General features: G+C 64.9%; 16 protein-coding genes, 1 other RNA gene and 1 pseudogene. 9 read left to right on the plus strand and 9 right to left on the minus strand.

What is annotated here, in order from left to right; all coding sequences use genetic code 11:
• Window positions 1-13: 13 nt before the first annotated feature.
• Together GRZ55_RS14655 and recR are read right to left on the minus strand one after the other, a co-directional pair.
• Window positions 14-1240, minus strand: a complete 1227-nt coding sequence (locus GRZ55_RS14655; RefSeq protein ID WP_246734764.1) for a lytic murein transglycosylase — start codon at window positions 1238-1240, stop codon at window positions 14-16.
• 23 nt (window positions 1241-1263) lie between these two features.
• Entirely contained in the window at window positions 1264-1869 is a 606-nt protein-coding gene (gene recR / locus GRZ55_RS14660; protein ID WP_169287684.1) for a recombination mediator RecR, read from the minus strand.
• A 95-nt stretch (window positions 1870-1964) separates the two neighbouring features.
• On the opposite strand from recR, the gene GRZ55_RS14665 reads away from it, so the two are divergent.
• On the plus strand, window positions 1965-2468 hold the full coding sequence (locus GRZ55_RS14665) for a GNAT family N-acetyltransferase (RefSeq protein WP_169287685.1): 504 nt from the start codon (window positions 1965-1967) through the stop codon (window positions 2466-2468).
• Window positions 2469-2487: 19 nt separating this feature from the next.
• Here the strand turns inward: GRZ55_RS14665 and GRZ55_RS14670 are convergent.
• The 5 genes and pseudogenes from GRZ55_RS14670 to GRZ55_RS14690 form a co-directional block, all read right to left on the minus strand.
• Window positions 2488-2850: pseudogene (locus tag GRZ55_RS14670) on the minus strand (cell wall hydrolase); the annotation flags it as partial.
• 237 nt (window positions 2851-3087) lie between these two features.
• On the minus strand, window positions 3088-3411 hold the full coding sequence (locus GRZ55_RS14675; RefSeq protein ID WP_169287686.1) for a YbaB/EbfC family nucleoid-associated protein: 324 nt from the start codon (window positions 3409-3411) through the stop codon (window positions 3088-3090).
• A gap of 22 nt (window positions 3412-3433) precedes the next feature.
• Complete coding sequence (locus tag GRZ55_RS14680) at window positions 3434-5242, minus strand: DNA polymerase III subunit gamma/tau (RefSeq protein WP_169287687.1); 1809 nt, start codon at window positions 5240-5242, stop codon at window positions 3434-3436.
• Window positions 5243-5342: 100 nt separating this feature from the next.
• An RNA gene (ffs, locus tag GRZ55_RS14685) (signal recognition particle sRNA small type) lies at window positions 5343-5440 on the minus strand.
• Window positions 5441-5631: 191 nt separating this feature from the next.
• Window positions 5632-6015 carry a hypothetical protein gene (locus GRZ55_RS14690; protein WP_169287688.1) on the minus strand — a complete coding sequence of 128 codons (384 nt, stop codon included), beginning with the start codon at window positions 6013-6015 and terminating at the stop codon, window positions 5632-5634.
• A 91-nt stretch (window positions 6016-6106) separates the two neighbouring features.
• On the opposite strand from GRZ55_RS14690, the gene GRZ55_RS14695 reads away from it, so the two are divergent.
• The 5 genes from GRZ55_RS14695 (at window position 6107) to nudC (ending at window position 9935) form a co-directional block, all read left to right on the plus strand.
• Window positions 6107-6784 (plus strand): TetR/AcrR family transcriptional regulator, encoded by a 678-nt coding sequence (locus GRZ55_RS14695; protein ID WP_169287689.1) that lies wholly within the window; start codon window positions 6107-6109, stop codon window positions 6782-6784.
• Between the two features lie 157 nt (window positions 6785-6941).
• Entirely contained in the window at window positions 6942-7382 is a 441-nt protein-coding gene (locus tag GRZ55_RS14700) for a carboxymuconolactone decarboxylase family protein (RefSeq protein WP_169287690.1), read from the plus strand.
• Between the two features lie 9 nt (window positions 7383-7391).
• Window positions 7392-8333, plus strand: a complete 942-nt coding sequence (sigJ, locus tag GRZ55_RS14705) for an RNA polymerase sigma factor SigJ (RefSeq protein WP_169287691.1) — start codon at window positions 7392-7394, stop codon at window positions 8331-8333.
• A gap of 230 nt (window positions 8334-8563) precedes the next feature.
• Window positions 8564-8983, plus strand: coding sequence for an HIT domain-containing protein (locus GRZ55_RS14710; RefSeq protein ID WP_169287692.1), 420 nt, complete (start codon window positions 8564-8566; stop codon window positions 8981-8983).
• Between the two features lie 10 nt (window positions 8984-8993).
• Window positions 8994-9935: an NAD(+) diphosphatase gene (gene nudC, locus GRZ55_RS14715; RefSeq protein ID WP_169287693.1), complete on the plus strand. Its 942-nt coding sequence runs from the start codon at window positions 8994-8996 to the stop codon at window positions 9933-9935.
• A 3-nt stretch (window positions 9936-9938) separates the two neighbouring features.
• Here the strand turns inward: nudC and GRZ55_RS14720 are convergent, their stop codons facing one another.
• Entirely contained in the window at window positions 9939-10805 is an 867-nt protein-coding gene (locus GRZ55_RS14720; protein WP_169287694.1) for a prephenate dehydratase, read from the minus strand.
• A 7-nt stretch (window positions 10806-10812) separates the two neighbouring features.
• Window positions 10813-11544, minus strand: a complete 732-nt coding sequence (locus tag GRZ55_RS14725; protein WP_169287695.1) for a 3-deoxy-manno-octulosonate cytidylyltransferase — start codon at window positions 11542-11544, stop codon at window positions 10813-10815.
• 191 nt (window positions 11545-11735) lie between these two features.
• On the opposite strand from GRZ55_RS14725, the gene GRZ55_RS14730 reads away from it, so the two are divergent.
• The 3 genes from GRZ55_RS14730 to GRZ55_RS14740 all read left to right on the plus strand — a co-directional run bounded on the left by GRZ55_RS14730 (window position 11736) and on the right by GRZ55_RS14740 (window position 16451).
• A complete protein-coding gene (locus GRZ55_RS14730; protein ID WP_169287696.1) occupies window positions 11736-12548 on the plus strand; it encodes a cytochrome c family protein in 813 nt (270 codons plus the stop codon).
• A gap of 151 nt (window positions 12549-12699) precedes the next feature.
• On the plus strand, window positions 12700-14577 hold the full coding sequence (locus tag GRZ55_RS14735; protein ID WP_169287697.1) for an extracellular solute-binding protein: 1878 nt from the start codon (window positions 12700-12702) through the stop codon (window positions 14575-14577).
• Window positions 14574-16451, plus strand: a complete 1878-nt coding sequence (locus tag GRZ55_RS14740) for an extracellular solute-binding protein (protein ID WP_169287698.1) — start codon at window positions 14574-14576, stop codon at window positions 16449-16451. The genes GRZ55_RS14735 and GRZ55_RS14740 overlap by 4 nt, the downstream gene beginning before the upstream one ends.
• The last annotated feature ends 8 nt before the right edge of the window (window positions 16452-16459 follow it).

Here is a 16459-nt window from a genome sequence, read left to right on the forward strand (position 1 = left end):
TTCATTGTCCATGCTATCTTAATGTCCCGACCAGCTCCGCATCCGGCCAGCAGGTTGGCTGGCGTCCGTTGCGCTGCTGCCAGTCGCCGATCGAGCGGCGCGTCCTGAATCCGACGAGGCCATCCGCGCCGCCCACGTCGTAGCCCAGTCGTTCGAGCCCGCGCTGCATGCCTGCGATGTCGGAACGGTAGAGGCCGGCCACGTTGCGCCAGGAGTTCGCAAAGCGAATGTCTCCATAGGTGATGCGGTCGCCCGCATGGCCCACGAAGAGGGCGTAGAGGTCGCTCTCGTTATATTCCTTCAGGACGTAGAAGTTCGGCGTCACGATGAAGGCGGGACCGTAACGCCCGGCCGGCATCATCAGAAAACCCTGGCCGCGCAGTTCGTGATCCGGAAAGGCGCGTCCGCCCACCCGGCTGACGCCCATCGAAGCCCATTCGGAAATCGGGCGCCCGCGATCCGGGCCTTCCAGCGCGCAGGAAACGCTGGCAGGCACCTCCACCTCGAAACCCCAGTCGCGCCCGCGCACCCAGCCGTGGCTGGCAAGATAATTGGCGATGGAAGCCAGCGTATCGGCCTCGGAACCCCAGATGTCGGCGCGACGGCTGCCGTCGAAGGCGACTGCATATTCGAGATAGGAAGTGGGCAGGAACTGCGGCTGACCGAGCGCCCCGGCCCAGGAGGACTTCATCCGGTCCACGGTTGCGTAGCCCCGCTCCAGCATGACCAGCGCTGCGATGATTTCTGCGCGAAACATCTCCTTGCGTCGCGCCATGAAGGCCTTGGTGGCGAGCACCTCGATCGCATTATGCGGAATCGAGGCATTGCCGAAGGCCGATTCGCGGCCCCAAACCGCAAGCAGCACGCCGCCCGGGACGCCGAAGCGCTGCTCCAGCGACTGGAGTATTGCGGCATGGCGCTGGGCCCGCTGGCGGCCGCCATTGACGATGCCGGCCACGATGTTCTCGGCGAAATAGGCCGACGGCTGCCCGAATTCGGCCTGGTGCTGGGCCTGGGGAACCTGGGCCTGCTGACCCGGCACGACGAGGTCGGGAAGACGCAGATTGGGCGAAATGCCGGCAAAGGCGGTATTGAATGTGGCTGTGGAGATGCCGTTGCGCGAGGCTTCGGGCCACAGGTCGCCGCGCAGCCATTCGGCGAACTGGCGGTTGATATCGGCATAGGCCGGCATGGCGAGCAACACCGAAAACATGAACAGCAGGCAGGCCAGGGGTCTCATCCGCTTATCCTCCGCTCGCGGTTTCAGAATGCCGTGCGCGATTTCAGCGCGGCGGTCAGCGTTCCCTCATCCAGGTAGTCCAGCTCGCCGCCGACCGGCACGCCATGGGCGAGCCGTGTCACCTTCACGTCGAGATCCGCAAGCTGGTCGGTGATGTAATGCGCCGTCGTCTGCCCCTCGACCGTGGCATTGACGGCCAGGATGATCTCGCGCACCTCGCCCTCGGCCACGCGCGAAACGAGGCTGGCGATGTTGAGATCGTCCGGCCCGATGCCGTCGAGCGGCGACAGCGTGCCGCCGAGCACATGGTAGCGCGTGTTCATCGCGGCAGCCCGTTCCAGCGCCCACAGATCCGACACGTCCTCGACCACGATGAGCGTGGTGGGATCGCGCCGCGCATCGGTGCAGATCGTGCAGGGATCGGAGGTATCGACATTGCCGCAGGTCGAGCAGACCCGGACCTTGTCCACCGCTTCCGCCATGGCGCCGGCCAGCGGCGCCATCAGCTGATCCTTCTTCTTGATCAGGTGCAGCGCCGCCCGGCGCGCCGAACGCGGCCCGAGCCCCGGCACCTTGGCGAGCAGCTGGATCAGGCGTTCGATCTCGGGGCCGGCGATTCGTTTCGACATGGTCAGGATTTATCCGGGAATGCAGGATTTGGGTAGCGCGAGCATGGCGAAGAGCTATCTTTGCCGCCAGCTTCCGCCTGCAGGAGAGACAAGCAATGTCCGAGGTTACCATCCGCGTCGCCACGCCCGACGATCTCGGAGTTCTGTCGGAACTGATCGCGGCGTCCTACGCCATGCTCGACAACGGTGCCTACGAGGCCGCGAGACTGGCAGCGGCACTTCCGATCATGTCGCGCGCCAACCCGAACCTCCTGGCAAGCGGCACCTATTTCGTCGCCGAGGCGGATGGCGAGCCCGCCGCCTGTGGCGGCTGGGCCCGCGAGACGCCCGGGACCGGCGAAATCGAGGAAGGGGTGACCCATATCCGCCACTTCGCCACGCATCCGGCGCATCTGCGCAAGGGCATTGCCCGTCTGCTGCTTGACCGCTGTCTCCGGGAGGCCGCGGCCTCCAGCGCGCATGTCATCAAGAGCCAGTCGACGCTGATGGCGGAGAGCTTCTACGCCGCGGCCGGCTTCCGCCGCATCCGCCTGATGGAGGCGGAAATGGCGCCGGGCATCAGCCTGCCGGTCGTCGAGATGGCACGCGACCTGCCTTAGCCCCGGACCGCGAATCTCAGCGCCGCTCGTAGAAGGCGTTGCCGCCGGCTTCCAGCACGTAATGCATGTTGCGATAGGGGAAGGTGAGCCCGGCCTGGTGGAAGAACTTGGCGCTGTGCACCTTCGGGTGGCGCTTGCCGCTCAGGACCGCCGAAGCCGCCGCCTCGACATCCGGCAGCGCCGGCGAATTCATGGCCCGCGACATCACGCCGGGCGCGAACTGGTTCTTCTGCCCCACCACGGCGCAGATGCTGTCGGGGTAGCGGGGCGAATCGACCCGGTTCATCACCACGGTGCCGACCGCAACCATGCCTTCATGGCTGGAACGGTGCGATTCGAAGAACATCGCCCGCGCCATGCATTCATGGTCGCGGCTCGAATATCCGCTGGTGGTCGTGTGGGTGGTGGACGAGCTGGCCAATTCCGACAGAACGCCGGTGCTCGAGGAACAGGCGGCGAAGAATGGCGCGATCAGCGCCAGGGCGCACGGCAAGAGCCGCTGCCGATCCGGCTTGGGAAACACGATACAGATACCCTCTCCAGGCGCCGCCCGCCGCCCCGATCCGGCCCATAAGCCGACCTTTTCGGGCAAAAACGTGGCAGCGCCGGGATAGCGGGCTCAGAAAGGCAGCTTCATGCCCGGCGGAATCGGCAGGCCGGCCGTCATTTCGCGCGTCTTTTCCTGCATGGCCGCGTCGAGCTTGGCCTTGGCGTCGTTGTGGGCGGCGAGGATGAGATCCTCAAGCACCTCCACATCGTCTTCCTTGAACAGCGACGGGTCGATTTTCAGCGCGCGCATCTCGAACTTGCCCGACAGCGTGACCTCCACCAGCCCACCGCCCGCATGGCCCGAGACCTCCATCGTGGCGATCTCCTCCTGCAGCTTCTGGAAGCGTTCCTGCATCTCGCGGGCCTTGCCCATCATGCCCATAAGGTCTTTCATGCTGGTCTCCGTATATCGGGGGTCAGAGCGACCCGTCATCGTCGTCAATGTCGGTTTCGACCGGCGGTTCCGTCTCGTCGCTTTCGGCCACGAGATCCGGTAGCCGCACGTCGATGATCCTGGCGCCGGGAAAGCGCGACATGATGGCGGCCACGGTCGGATCGGCGCGTGCGTCGACCAGCGCGGTGTCGCGCCTGGCCTCCTCCATCTCGGCAAGCGTCTGCCCGCCCGTCTCGCGCGAGACGGAGATGATCCAGCGCCGGCCGGTCCATTCCTGCAGCTTCTTGCCGAGATCGCCAACGAGTGTGCGCGGCGCATCGTCCGTCGGCACCATCTCGATGCGCCCGGGTTCGATCTTCACCGGTCGCACGCAGCGCTTGATCAGCACCTTGAAGGCGAGGTCCCGCTTCTGGTCGGCGAGTGCCGCGATATCGGCGAGGCTGGCGATGCGCGGGCCCGGCTGGTGCTCGGGTTCAAGCTGCGGTGCAGGTGCCATGTCGCGCGCCTCTTCGCTGCGCACCAGCCGCATGGTCTGGCCCTGGGGGCCGCCGCCCGCCGGCAGGCTTGTCGTGGCCACCGCCTGGGTGCCGCCAGTGTCGCTCATGCCGCCGCCATTGCCCGATGGACGCGGCGGCGCCGGGGCGGCCGGCTCGGGCGCAGCCCCGCCTTCCAGCGCCTTCAGCGCCTCGTCCAGCGTCGGCAGGTCGGCCGCATGGGCCAGCCGGATCAGCACCATCTCGGCCGCATCGATCGGCCGCGCGGCATTCTGCACCTCCGCGATGCCCTTGAGCAGCATCTGCCAGGAGCGCGAGAGCGCCCGCACGGGCAGCGTCTGCGCGAATTCGAGACCGCGCACCCGCTCCTCCTGCGAGAGCGAGGCGTCGCTGGCCACCTCCGGCACGAAGCGCAGGCGGGTGACGAGATGATTGAATTCGGCAAGGTCGGAGAGAACGGTCGCGGGATCGGCGCCGGCATCGTATTGCGCGCGCAACTCGCCGAGTGCGCCCGCCACGTCGCCCTTCATCAGCGTCTCGAACAGGTCGATGACACGGGCCCGGTCGGCCAGCCCCAGCATGTCGCGCACGGCCTGCGCGGTGACCTTGGCCGAGGAATGGGCGATCGCCTGGTCGAAGATCGACAGCGCGTCGCGCATGGAGCCTTCCGACGCGCGCGCGACCATGGCGAGCGCCTCGTCCTCGGCCTCGACCTCCTCCAGCGCCGCGATGCGGGCCAGCTCGCCCGTGATCATCGCCGGCTCGATGCGGCGCAGGTCGAAGCGCTGGCAGCGCGACAGGATGGTGATCGGGACTTTTCGGATCTCGGTCGTGGCGAAGATGAATTTTACATGCGGCGGCGGCTCTTCCAGCGTCTTGAGCATGGCGTTGAACGCCCCGCCCGACAGCATGTGCACCTCGTCGATGATGTAGACTTTGTAGCGCGCCGACACCGGCGCATATCGCACCTGCTCGAGCAGGTCGCGCATGTTGTCGACGCCGGTATGCGAGGCCGCGTCCATCTCGGTGACGTCGACATGCCGGCCCTCCATGATGGCCTGGCAATGCACCCCGGCCTCGGAGAGCTCGACGGTCGGCTGGTCGATCGAATCGGTCTTGTAGTTGAGCGCGCGCGCGAGGATGCGCGCCGTCGTGGTCTTGCCCACCCCGCGCACGCCGGTCAGCATCCAGGCCTGCGCGATGCGGCCGGACGAAAACGCGTTTGTGAGCGTGCGCACCATCGGCGCCTGGCCGACGAGCGTGGAAAAATCCGAAGGCCGGTATTTGCGCGCCAGCACGCGATAGGCGGGGCCCTTGGACGCTGCGGTCTGGTCCATGCCTGGCTGTCGCTCCCCTAGCTTGCGTTCCGGCCGAATTCGCCGGGCGAAGCTTGGACCCCGGCACGCGACGGCGTCAATGGCACCGGCAGTGGAGAAGGTGGGAGGCTGGCACGGTGACCCGTGCCGGAGCTCGTTAGGGCTGCTTCCTTCCGGACCTGACCCGGTTGGCGAGTGGCTCGTCCACCACCAACCTCCCGGCTCCCATATCGGGGATAGGGAAAGGAAATGCAAGGGTGGGGGTGGATCGGAGTGACGTCTTGTTGGGGGCCGGAAGCGGATGGGCAGGTTTCAGCCGGAATCTTTGGTTTGCCGACCTTTGCATTCGGAAATCTTGAAGTTGTGATCCTGAATGCCGTCAGTTCATGCCTGGAAACACCAAAGTCGGATCAGAAATGGGGGCGAGGCCTCACCCGTGGTTTGATGATACCCCCAGCCACCAGGGCCCACCATACGAACACCGGCTGGAATGCCAGCCTTGCCCAGTAGTACCATTCGGATTGCGGCAGGCCGTCCACGTTCAGGCCGCCGAGAGCGTTGGCGATATTGGCCGGAAACACGGCGACGAAATAGGCAGCCAGCGCCAGCCCTGCCAACCCCCTGGTCTGCGGGAACAACAGCCCGATGGCGCCAGCGATTTCGCACAATCCCGTGAAGACCGCGAGAAAAAGGGGAGCCGGCAGAAAGCCTTCGATCATCGCGACATAGCGTTCGGGAGTGAGCAGATGGTCGACGCCGAAGATCAACAGGCCTGCCACAAGTCCATGGCGCATGGAGTTCCTCCAGCCTCCCCAGCGCAAGAGGCCCATGGCGGCCGCGCCTGCACTGAGAAGGGTTATGACAATGAGGACAACGAGAAACAGCATGACAGCCTCAGACCAGAATGTTAGCAGCAATCACATCGCCCTAGCCATATATGTAAGCGGTGTCAACATGGGTCGCAAAACCTATCATCATGGCTCCCTCAGAGAGGCCCTGCTCGACTCGGCCCTGACGATTCTTCGAGAGCATCCGGCAGATGCGGTTGGCCTGCGTGAGGTCGCCAGGAACACCGGGGTCTCGACGGCGGCACCCTATCGCCATTTCGAAAGCCGCGAAGCTCTCCTCGCTGCGTTGGCGGAGCGCGGCTTTCGCGAACTCCAATCCCGGCTGCAATCGGTCATCGATGAATGCGGTCCTGGCGCCCTCGCGGAATTGGGACGCGAATATGTGACCTTCGCCCTGGAAAACCGCAATCTGTTCGATCTGATGCTGCGGGGTGAAAGAGCAGGCCTGCCGAGCCAGGAACTGCGCGCAACGAGCCAGGCTGTCTTCGATCTGTTGCAGGGGGCGGTCGATGAGGTCGTGGGCAAGCCTAGCCGCCATGGTGCGATCGGTGCCTGGGCGCTCGTCCATGGTCTGTCGGTGCTGGCGGCCGAGCGGCAACTGAGCGCAGACCTCCTCGTGCCGGAAGCGCTTACGGCTTTGGTCGCGAACATCACCGAAGCATATGTGAGCGGCCTCAAAACGATATCGTCGAAGGACGCTGAGCAGGCCAACTGAAGAGAGCGCGAAGCTCGGACAGCACACACATCCTGCAGAGGGCAGACGGCGGTGGCATCTGAATTGGCAGGGGCGCTGCCGCCCTTTTTTTGATTTCCGTGTCACAATGCGTGGTGCTGGAGCGTCTATGGGGCAGACTTACCCGCAGGAGCAACCCATGACTGTTCGTCTCGACTACTTCAGCGTCGCACCGGATCTGATGAAACCGATGCTGGCTTTGGAAACGGCCGTCCGCGGCGGCAATCTCGACCGACACCTTGTTCATCTCGTCAAGCTTCGCGCGTCGCAGATCAATGGCTGCGCATATTGCATTCATATGCATGCGGGAGAGGCCAGGGCTTCGGGTGAGAAGCAGGCACGGCTTGACCTTCTTCCGGCATGGCGGGAATCGTCATTCTATTCGCCCAGCGAACGTGCCGCGTTAGCGTGGACGGAGGCGCTGACACGCATTGCGGAGGCCGGTGCCCCAGACGATGCGTATGATGAACTCGAACGGCACTTCGATGACATGGAGCGGGTGCAATTGACGCTGCTGATAGGCACAATCAACGTCTGGAATCGCCTCGCCGTGGGCTTCAGAAGCCAACATCCCCAATGAGTTCAGGCGATGCCGATTAGCTCGACATCAGATGGGACCGATGCCTTTGAGAGGGCGAGGCAGAAGCTGATGGGCCTCGCATATCGTATGATGGGCACGCTCGCCGATGCCGAAGACATCACCCAGGACGCATGGATCCGATGGCAGCGCGCAGACCCTTCGGTGGTGAAGAACCCCGAAGCTTTCCTGGTCTCGGTTGTCTCCCGTCTCTGTCTCGACCGATTGCGCCGTCGGCAACGGGAACGCGATGCCTATGTTGGCCCCTGGTTGCCGGAGCCGGTGCTGACGCATTCCTCCGACGCTGGGGAGGGCGCTTTTGGATCAGACATTTCGTTTGCGCTCATGCTGGCGCTTGAGCGCCTGTCTCCGCTGGAGCGGGCGTCCTTCATACTGCACGATGTCTTTGAAATGCCTTTTGACGAGATAGCCCGTGCCCTCGACCGCTCCGAGGCGGCCTGTCGCCAATTGGCAAAACGCGCACGGGAGAACGTCCGTGCCGATCGCCGCCGGTTTCACGTCCCGCTGGATGATCATGCTGCGATCGCCGAGGCCTTCTTTCAGGCAGCACGCGAGAACGACGTGACCAGGCTGCTGTCGCTGCTTGCCGAAGGCGTAGAACTCCACAGCGATGGTGGCGGGCGCAAACTGGCGGCTCTCAACGTCATCATTGGCGCAGCTCGGGTGGCGCGCTTCTTCACCGGCCTCGCCCGCAAGCCAGCGGCCTCTGCGCCGCATGAGCGACACGAAGCGAGTTTGAACGGACTGCCGGCGGAACTGACGGTCGAAGCGGACGGGACCAGACAAGCGACAGCGGTGGAACTCGATGGAGGAAGGGTGAGTGCGATCTACTTGATAAGAAACCCCGACAAGCTTGATCGTCTGTGGTCCAGACTTGGCACGGGTTTTCCCAAACCGGTAATCTCACCCCGCTCATCATCCATGCGACCCTGACCGCGCCAAAGGCCGGAGCATGATCTTTTGGCTGCGCATTGTCTTCATTATCGAGGTGGAGTGGGCAGCTTGAGGCAGCGAAGAGCCACTAGTGCCGTCATGTCCGCTTTCAGGAAGGAACGAGGCCAGTGGAACCGCCGGCATTGGGCGCAAAGCCGTCCTCCTGCACACCCCCTTGCCCCATCCCCCCMTCCCCMCTAGCCTTCGCCTCCCATCTCGGAGGATCACCCATGCTTCCCGGCACGCCGCCCGGCTTTTCGCTCGATCCGCGCATCGAGGGTGACAGCAGGCCGGTCATGTGGCTCGGCCTGTGCGAATTGCGCGTGCAGGACGATTCCCGCTGGCCGTGGCTGGTGCTGGTGCCGCAGCGGCCCGGCATCACGGAGATGCACGACCTCACGCCGCTGGACCAGGCCATGCTCACCTTCGAGATCGCCATGGTCGCCAAGGGGCTGAAGGCGGCGACCGGCTGCCACAAGATCAATATCGCGGCGCTCGGCAATGTCGTTCCGCAGCTTCACGTCCACATCGTCGCGCGCAACGAGGGCGACACGGGCTGGCCGGGGCCGGTCTTCGGGCTGGGGCCGCGCGAGCCCTGGGAGGCCGCCGCGCTTTCCGGCTTCGCCGAGAAACTGAAAGCAGCATTGTGACCCGCCCCGCATGACGAGCAGCCTCTTTTCGATGTCCGCCGACGAACCCAGCCGCCAGCTCGGCTTTGCCGGCAACCGGCTCGACCGGCTGTCGGAAAATCGCGCCGAGGATGCGCTGGAGACTGCCCTTGCCGCGCCCGATGCGCGGCTGCTGGTCTCGCGCGGCGGGCGTGTGGTGCTGAAGGTCAACGGGGAAGGTTTCGAGCCCTGGTTCGGCGTGGCCGAAAGTGCGGCCGCCGGCGCGCGGCTGGAACATGCGGTGCTGCTGGGCTGGGATCGCGGCACGCCCGTGCTGGCGGCGCCCGGCGGCATCGAGCCCGACGATCTGCCCGACGGGCTGAAGGCGATCGACCACCGTTCGGTCTATGTGCAGGGGCTTCTGGACGAGCCGACGCTGGGTGCGCTCGCGCAAGGGGCCTCCTTGCTCGCCTGGAACGCCAGCCACCGTTTCTGCGGGCGCTGCGGGGCCAAGACCGTGATGCGCATCGGCGGCTACAAGCGCGTGTGTACGGGCTGCGAAGCCCAGCTTTTCCCGCGCACCGACCCGGTGGCGATCATGCTGGCCGTGCGCGAGGAGAAATGCCTGCTCGGCCGCAGCCCGCATTTTCCGCCCGGCATGTACTCGTGCCTTGCCGGCTTCATCGAGCCCGGCGAGACGATCGAGGATGCGGTGCGCCGCGAGACCTTCGAGGAATCGGGCATAAGGATCGGGCGCGTCGCCTATCACGCCAGCCAGCCCTGGCCGTTTCCGCACTCGCTGATGATCGGCTGCTTCGGCGAGGCGCTCACGGAAGAGATCGACGCCGACCGCGAGGAACTGGAGGATTGCCGCTGGTTTTCGCGCCAGGAGGTGATCGGGATCATTGCCGGCACCCATCCGGACGGCATCCTGATGCCGCCGCCCGGCGCCATTGCGTCCCATCTGGTGAGGGCGTGGGCGCAGCAGCGCTGAGCCCTATTCCTCCCGCGGCTGTTCCGCGCGGAAGGGATGCGCCTCGTAGACGCCCAGAATGCGCACTTCCTTGGAGAAGAAACCCAGCTCCTTGAGCGCCTGGGCGACGTTCGGGTCGTCGGGATGGCCCTCGATATCGGCATAGAACTGGGTCGCGAAGAAGGTGCCGCCGAGCTGGTAGCTCTCCAGCTTGGTCATGTTGACGCCATTGGTCGCGAACCCGCCCATCGCCTTGTAGAGGGCTGCCGGGATGTTGTGCACGCGGAACACGAAGGTTGTCATCATCAGCCGGTCGGCTGCCGCGCGCGGCGCCCAGGACTTGGTCTTCGACAGGATCACGAAGCGGGTGACGTTGGTGTCGGTGTCCTCGACATCCTCCATCACGATGTCGAGCCCGTAGAGCTCGGCGGCAAGACGCGGCGCGAGCGCGGCCTGGCTCCTGTCGCCTTCTTCCGACACCACGCGTGCCGCCCCCGCCGTGTCGCCGGCCACCACCGGCTTCCAGCGGTGCTTGCGGATCACCTTGCGGCACTGGCCGAGCGCGTGGATGTGGCTGTGGACCGACTTGATGTCCTCGACCCTGGCCCCCGGCAGCACCATCAGCTGGAAATGGATCGGCAGGAAATACTCGCCCACGATATGCAGCCGCGATTCGGGCAGAAGGTGGTGGATGTCGGCCACCCGGCCGGCGATCGTGTTCTCGATCGGGATCATGGCCAGATCGGCCTTGCCCGTCTCCACCGCGTTGAACGCGTCCTCGAAGGTGGGGCAGGGCAGGGGCTCCATGTCGGGAAGCATGTCGCGGCACGCCGTGTCGGAATTGGCGCCGGGCTCGCCCTGGAAGGCGATCCTGTTGGTCTTCGTCGTCATGAAAATCCTATCCCCTCGAAAGTATCTCGCGCGCCCGCTCCAGGTCGGCGGCGGTGTCGACACCGAGCGGTGCCGCCTTCACGATCGCCACGTCGATGCGCATGCCTGCCTCCAGCGCGCGCAACTGCTCCAGCTTTTCGCGGCGCTCCAGCGGCGAGGGCGGCAGCGCCACGAATCGCTCCAGTGCGGCGCGCCGATAGGCGTAGAGCCCGACATGGTGGTAGAGCGGCCCGTCGCCCCAGGGGGCCGTGGCGCGCGTGAAATAAAGGGCGCGCAGCCGGTCTTCCCCGATCGGCGTGCCGACGGCCTTGACCACGTTCGGGTTGACCTTCTCCGCCTCGTCCTCGATCTCGACGGCGACCGTGGCGATATCGGCCTCGCCCGCGGTGAGCGCCCGCACGGCCGCTGCCACCGTTTCGGGTTCGACCGTCGGCAGGTCGCCCTGCAGATTGACGACCGTCTCCACGCGGCCTTGCGGGTCGAGGCTCTTCAGCGCCTCGAAGATACGGTCGGAGCCCGATTCGTGGTCGGCCGAGGTCATCACCGCCTCGAAGCCCGCCGCCTCCACCGCGTCGGCGATCGCGCGGTGATCGGTGGCTATGGCCACGCGCGCAATTCCGCTTTCGCGCGCGCGCCAGGCGACATGCACGATCATGGGGGTGCCGGCGATATCGGCCAGCGGCTTGCCGGGCAGGCGTGTCGAAGCCATGCGCGCGGGTATGAGGACGATGCTCGTCATGGGCAGCCAGGATGCGGGAAAGTGGCAAAAGGTCTCACTGCGAATGGCTCTTATATGTGTTGCAACCGGCAGTCAAAAGACCTAGTTTCCGCGCGATTTTTACCGGTCTCGGCCGGATTCCGCGATCGAGGGGTGGCCTTCTCCAGGGAAGGCACCGTCGCGGCCGACCGAACAAGGGAGCGTTGGGGTAGATGGACTCTTTCGAACTGAACAAGATTCTCGGTGCGCTTCTGGGCGCCATATTCATCGTTTTCTCGGTCAGCCTGATCTCGGACACGATCTTCTATACGCCCACCCCGGCTACCCCTGGCTATGTCATCGAGGTGCCCGAGCAGGAAGTGGCCGATGCCGGTCCCGTCGAGGAGGGTCCGAATGTTCTGGCGCTCATCGCCGATGGCGACGTGACGGCCGGCGAGGCCGCCTTCCGCCGCTGCGCCTCCTGCCACACGCCCGAGGAAGGCGGCGCCAACCGCGTCGGTCCGAATCTGTGGAACACGGTGATGCAGCCCATCACCCACGCCGAAGGCTTCAACTATTCCTCCGCCATGCGCGCATTCGCCGAGCAGGAAGGGATCTGGACCTACGAGCATCTGGCCGGCTTCCTCGAGAATCCGCGCGGCTACGTGCCCGGCACCACCATGGCCTTCGCGGGTCTCCGCGACGTCCAGGAGAAGGCAAATCTGATCGCCTATATGCGCACGCTTTCCAACGATCCGGCGCCGCTGCCGGAGGTCGAGGAAGTCGCCACCGAGGAAGAGGAAGCCGCGCCCGACAATGGTGACGCCGTCACCGAGGAAGAGGTCGAGACCGACGCCGAGCCGGTGGAGCCCACCCCCGCGACCGACGGCACCGAAGTGTCCCCCGAGACCGATGCCGGCGTGCCGGCCAGCGGCGACGCCGAAGACGCGGCCGAGGACGACCAGGTCGAGGAAGAGGCCGCCCCTGCCGAGCCGGTCGATCAGGACGAGACGACCGAAGAACTTGAGGAAGAAGAGCAGCAATAACGAACTTGTCATTGCCGCATCATCAAAAAGCCGGGTTCGCCCGGCTTTTTTCTTGGTCACCATGCGGGGCAGCGAAATCATGCTGGACGGGCTTTTCAAGCCCGGTCGATCGATTACGTTGTAGACGCTTGTATCTGTCGAGAGGTGATCGATGACGAATGGACCGAACTCCATCCTCCGTGCCCTGGCCGTTGCCGCTTCGCTGGCCGTCCTCGGCACCCATGCCCAGGCGGAGGAGTGGCGGACCTACCATTCGCTTGTCGAGACCGAACCTCGCGCCGAGCCCTTCGAGCGCTATCCCCACGTCAACCCCGACGCGCCCAAGGGCGGCACGCTCAACTCCGCGGCCTTCGGCACGTTCGACAGCCTGAACCCCTTCATCGTGCGCGGCACCTCGGCGGCGGGGCTGTCGGAATTTGGCGGCCTCTTGTGGGAGACGCTGATGCAGCAATCCGTCGACGAGGCCGGCACGAGCCACGCCCTCGTGGCCGAGGCGTTCAGCTTTCCCGACGATTATTCCTCGGCGACCTACCGTCTCAATCCTGACGCCCGCTGGCATGACGGCACCCCGATCACGGCCGACGATGTGGTCTGGTCGCTGGAGACGCTGAAGCGCATCAGCCCGCTCCACATGCGCTACTACGTCAATGTCACGGAAGCCGTGGCGCTCAATGAACACGAAGTCGAGTTCACCTTCGACCAGACCGGCAACCGCGAACTGCCCCACATCATGGGTGATCTCCCGGTCCTGCCGCGCCACTGGTGGGAAGGCGAGAACGCCCGCGGCCAGCAGCGCAACATCGAAAACCCCACGCTGGAGCCGCCGCTTGGCTCGGGTCCCTATCGCATTGTCGACGTCAGTCCCGGTTCGCACATCATCTGGGAGCGGGTCGAGGATTATTGGGGCGCGAACCTGCCGGTGAACGTCGGCCGAAACAATTTCGACCGTCTGCGCTACACCTATTTCCAGGACGACAATGCCAGCTTCCAGGCTTTCACGCGCGGCGGATACGATGACGTGCGCCAGGAGACGAGCACGCGCCGCTGGATGCTCGAATACAATTTTCCCGCTTTCGAGCGCGGCGATGTCGTCAAGCGTGAGTTTACGGCCGGGGGTGTTCAGCACATGCAGGCCTTCGCGTTCAACATGCGCCATGAGCGCTTCCAGGACCGCCGCGTCCGGCAGGCCCTGACTCTCGCCTACAATTTCGAAGAGCAGAACCGCCTTCAGTTCTTCGACATGAACAAGCGTTTCTCGAGCTATTTCGAGAACACCGAACTCGCCTCCAGCGGGTTGCCGGAGGGGCGGGAGCTGGAGATCCTCGAGGCGCACCGGGACGAATTGCCGCCGGAGGTCTTTGACGAGGAATTCCGGCTGCCGGTATTCGACAGCCCGCAGGCCGCCCGCGAGAACCTTCGCGAGGCCGTGCGCCTGTTCGACGAGGCCGGCTGGGAAATCCGCGGTGGGAGAATGGTGAACAAGGAGAGCGGCGAGCAGTTCCGGATCGAGTTCATGGGCAGTTCGCCCACCTCGGAGATCATTGCCGGCGGCTTCATCGAGAATCTGCGCCGCCTCGGCATCGATGCGAGCCTGCGCATCGTCGACACCTCGCAATACATCCAGCGCTATCAGAATTTCGATTTCGACGCGGTCACCGCACGCTTCCCCCAGTCGACCTCGCCGGGCAACGAGCAGCGCGACTATTGGAGTTCGGACGCTGTAGACGCCCCCGGCTCTCGAAATGTTCCGGGCATCGCCGACCCGGTCGTCGATGCCCTCATCGACCGGATCATATTCGCCTCCGACCGTGAAGATCTCGTCGCCGCCACGCGCGCCCTCGACCGGGTGTTGCTCTGGAACTTCTACACCGTGCCCCAGTATTTCCAGCCAACCCTGCGCTACGCCTACTGGAACAAGTTCGGTATTCCCGACGTGCAGCCCAGCTACAGCGGTGTCGACACGATGTCGTGGTGGATTGTCCAGGAGCGCGAGGAAGCGATCGAGGAAGAACTCGAGGAGGCGGAATGACCAGCATGCCCGTTCTCGGTCGCCGCGAATTCCTGATGCTGGGTGGCGCCGCCCTTGCCGGACCGCTGCTTGCCCGCGACGCCTTCGCCCAGCTTGAGACAGACAGACCGCTGCACGGCATATCGCCCTTCGGCGATCTCAAATACGGTCCGGACTTCACGCACTTCGACTATGCCGATCCGAATGCGATCAAAGGCGGGCGGATTTCGACGCAGCTGTCGGCCTGGTCCTTCAACCAGGCGCCCGACACCTTCGATACGCTCAACAGCTACGTTCTGCGCGGCAATGGCGCGGCCGGCATGGGGCTCACCTTCGCGTCGCTGCTGACGGGTTCGGCGGACGAGATGGGCGCCTATTACGGCTATGCCGCCGAGAGCGTAACGGTGAGCGAGGATCGCCTCGCCTGGCAGTTCCGGCTGCGACCGGAAGCCGTTTTCCACGACGGCTCGCCGATCACGGCCGACGATGTGCTCTTCTCCATCACCATTCTTCGCGACGAGGGCCATGAGAACCTCGCCAGCACGCTCCGCCAGATCGAGGAGATCGAGGCTGTGGACGAGCGCACCTTGTCGGTGCGGCTTCATCCGATGGCGGGCATCTCGACCGTCTTCACCATCGCGGGATGCCCCATCATGTCACGTGGCTGGTGGGAAGGCCGCACATTCGACGCCACGCTTTCCGAAGCGCCGCTGGGCTCCGGCCCCTACCGTGTCGGCCGCTTCAATTTCGGCTCCTTCATCGAGTTCGACAGGGTGGAAGACGATTGGGCATCTGCGCTGCCGGCCATGCGCGGACGCTACAATTTCGACCGCATCCGCTACGATTATTTCCGCGACCGCAACGCTTCCTTCGAGGCCTTCAAGGCCGGGGTGATCCTTTTCCGCGAGGAGTTCACCTCGCGCAACTGGGCGAACGATTACAATTTCCCCGCTCTCGTGGACGGCCGGGTGAAGCTCGACGAAGTCCCCGACGAGACGCCATCGGGCGGCCAGGCGTGGTTCTTCAACACCAGGCGCGAAAAGTTCGCCGATCGGCGGGTGCGCCAGGCGATCGGCCTGCTTTTCGACTTCGAATGGACGAACAAGAACATCATGTTCGACTCCTTCGAGCGGTCGAATTCCTTCTACGAGATGACCGAACACAAGGCCGAAGGCCTGCCTGACGAGGCCGAGCTTGCACTGCTGGAGCCGTTCCGCGACGAACTGCCCGAGGCTGTCTTCGAGGAACCCTACCTGCCGCCGGTGAGTGACGGGACGGGTCGCATCCGCGAGCGGCAGCGCGAGGCGATTGCGTTGCTGGAGGAAGCAGGCTGCACGCGCGAAGGGGGCCGCTTCGTACTGCCCTCGGGCGAGCCGCTGATCATCGAATTCCTCAACAACAGCCAGACCTTCGAGGCTCACCACAACGGCTTCATCCGCAACCTCCAGCAGATCGGCATTCCGGCCAGCTACCGGCTGGTCGACGCCTCCCAATATTCGCTGCGGACGCGGCAGTTCGATTTCGACATGATCGTCTCGCGGCACGCGATGGCACCCTATCCAAGCCGTGGCATCAGGCAGTCATTCGGCTCCGAGACAGCCAATGCGCCAGGGTCCATGAATCTGGCGGGCGTCGCCCACCCGGCGGTGGATGCGATCCTCGACCGCATCATCGCGGCGCAGAGCTGGGAGGAGTTCCGGACCGCAAACCGCGCCCTCGACCGGATCCTGCGTGCTGAGCACTACTACATCTTCCAATGGTACAAGCCCGCGCGCTGGCTTGCCTTCTGGGACTTCTACGACAGGCCCGAAACAGGTCCCCGTTTCGGGCACGGCGTGCTCGACACCTGGTGGACGCGCCCGGATCAGGTGCGCGCCACCGGCATGTCTGGTTGACACAAGCT

Origin of the sequence: Chelativorans sp. ZYF759 (assembly GCF_012911015.1) — a bacterium.
Classification (GTDB): domain Bacteria; phylum Pseudomonadota; class Alphaproteobacteria; order Rhizobiales; family Rhizobiaceae; genus ZYF759.

What these genes read in the sequence shown, in the direction of transcription:
- GRZ55_RS14665 (WP_169287685.1), top strand. Translation starts at nt 1,965, where the DNA reads ATGTCCGAGGTTACCATCCGCGTCGCCACGCCCGACGATCTCGGAGTT.
- recR (WP_169287684.1), bottom strand. Translation starts at nt 1,869, where the DNA reads ATGTCGAAACGAATCGCCGGCCCCGAGATCGAACGCCTGATCCAGCTG.
- GRZ55_RS14690 (WP_169287688.1), bottom strand. Translation starts at nt 6,015, where the DNA reads ATGCGCCATGGACTTGTGGCAGGCCTGTTGATCTTCGGCGTCGACCAT.
- GRZ55_RS14700 (WP_169287690.1), top strand. Translation starts at nt 6,942, where the DNA reads ATGACTGTTCGTCTCGACTACTTCAGCGTCGCACCGGATCTGATGAAA.
- sigJ (WP_169287691.1), top strand. Translation starts at nt 7,392, where the DNA reads ATGCCGATTAGCTCGACATCAGATGGGACCGATGCCTTTGAGAGGGCG.
- GRZ55_RS14695 (WP_169287689.1), top strand. Translation starts at nt 6,107, where the DNA reads ATGACAGCCTCAGACCAGAATGTTAGCAGCAATCACATCGCCCTAGCC.
- GRZ55_RS14675 (WP_169287686.1), bottom strand. Translation starts at nt 3,411, where the DNA reads ATGAAAGACCTTATGGGCATGATGGGCAAGGCCCGCGAGATGCAGGAA.
- GRZ55_RS14710 (WP_169287692.1), top strand. Translation starts at nt 8,564, where the DNA reads ATGCTTCCCGGCACGCCGCCCGGCTTTTCGCTCGATCCGCGCATCGAG.
- GRZ55_RS14735 (WP_169287697.1), top strand. Translation starts at nt 12,700, where the DNA reads ATGACGAATGGACCGAACTCCATCCTCCGTGCCCTGGCCGTTGCCGCT.
- GRZ55_RS14730 (WP_169287696.1), top strand. Translation starts at nt 11,736, where the DNA reads ATGGACTCTTTCGAACTGAACAAGATTCTCGGTGCGCTTCTGGGCGCC.
- GRZ55_RS14720 (WP_169287694.1), bottom strand. Translation starts at nt 10,805, where the DNA reads ATGACGACGAAGACCAACAGGATCGCCTTCCAGGGCGAGCCCGGCGCC.
- GRZ55_RS14680 (WP_169287687.1), bottom strand. Translation starts at nt 5,242, where the DNA reads ATGGACCAGACCGCAGCGTCCAAGGGCCCCGCCTATCGCGTGCTGGCG.
- GRZ55_RS14740 (WP_169287698.1), top strand. Translation starts at nt 14,574, where the DNA reads ATGACCAGCATGCCCGTTCTCGGTCGCCGCGAATTCCTGATGCTGGGT.
- GRZ55_RS14655 (WP_246734764.1), bottom strand. Translation starts at nt 1,240, where the DNA reads ATGAGACCCCTGGCCTGCCTGCTGTTCATGTTTTCGGTGTTGCTCGCC.
- nudC (WP_169287693.1), top strand. Translation starts at nt 8,994, where the DNA reads ATGACGAGCAGCCTCTTTTCGATGTCCGCCGACGAACCCAGCCGCCAG.
- GRZ55_RS14725 (WP_169287695.1), bottom strand. Translation starts at nt 11,544, where the DNA reads ATGACGAGCATCGTCCTCATACCCGCGCGCATGGCTTCGACACGCCTG.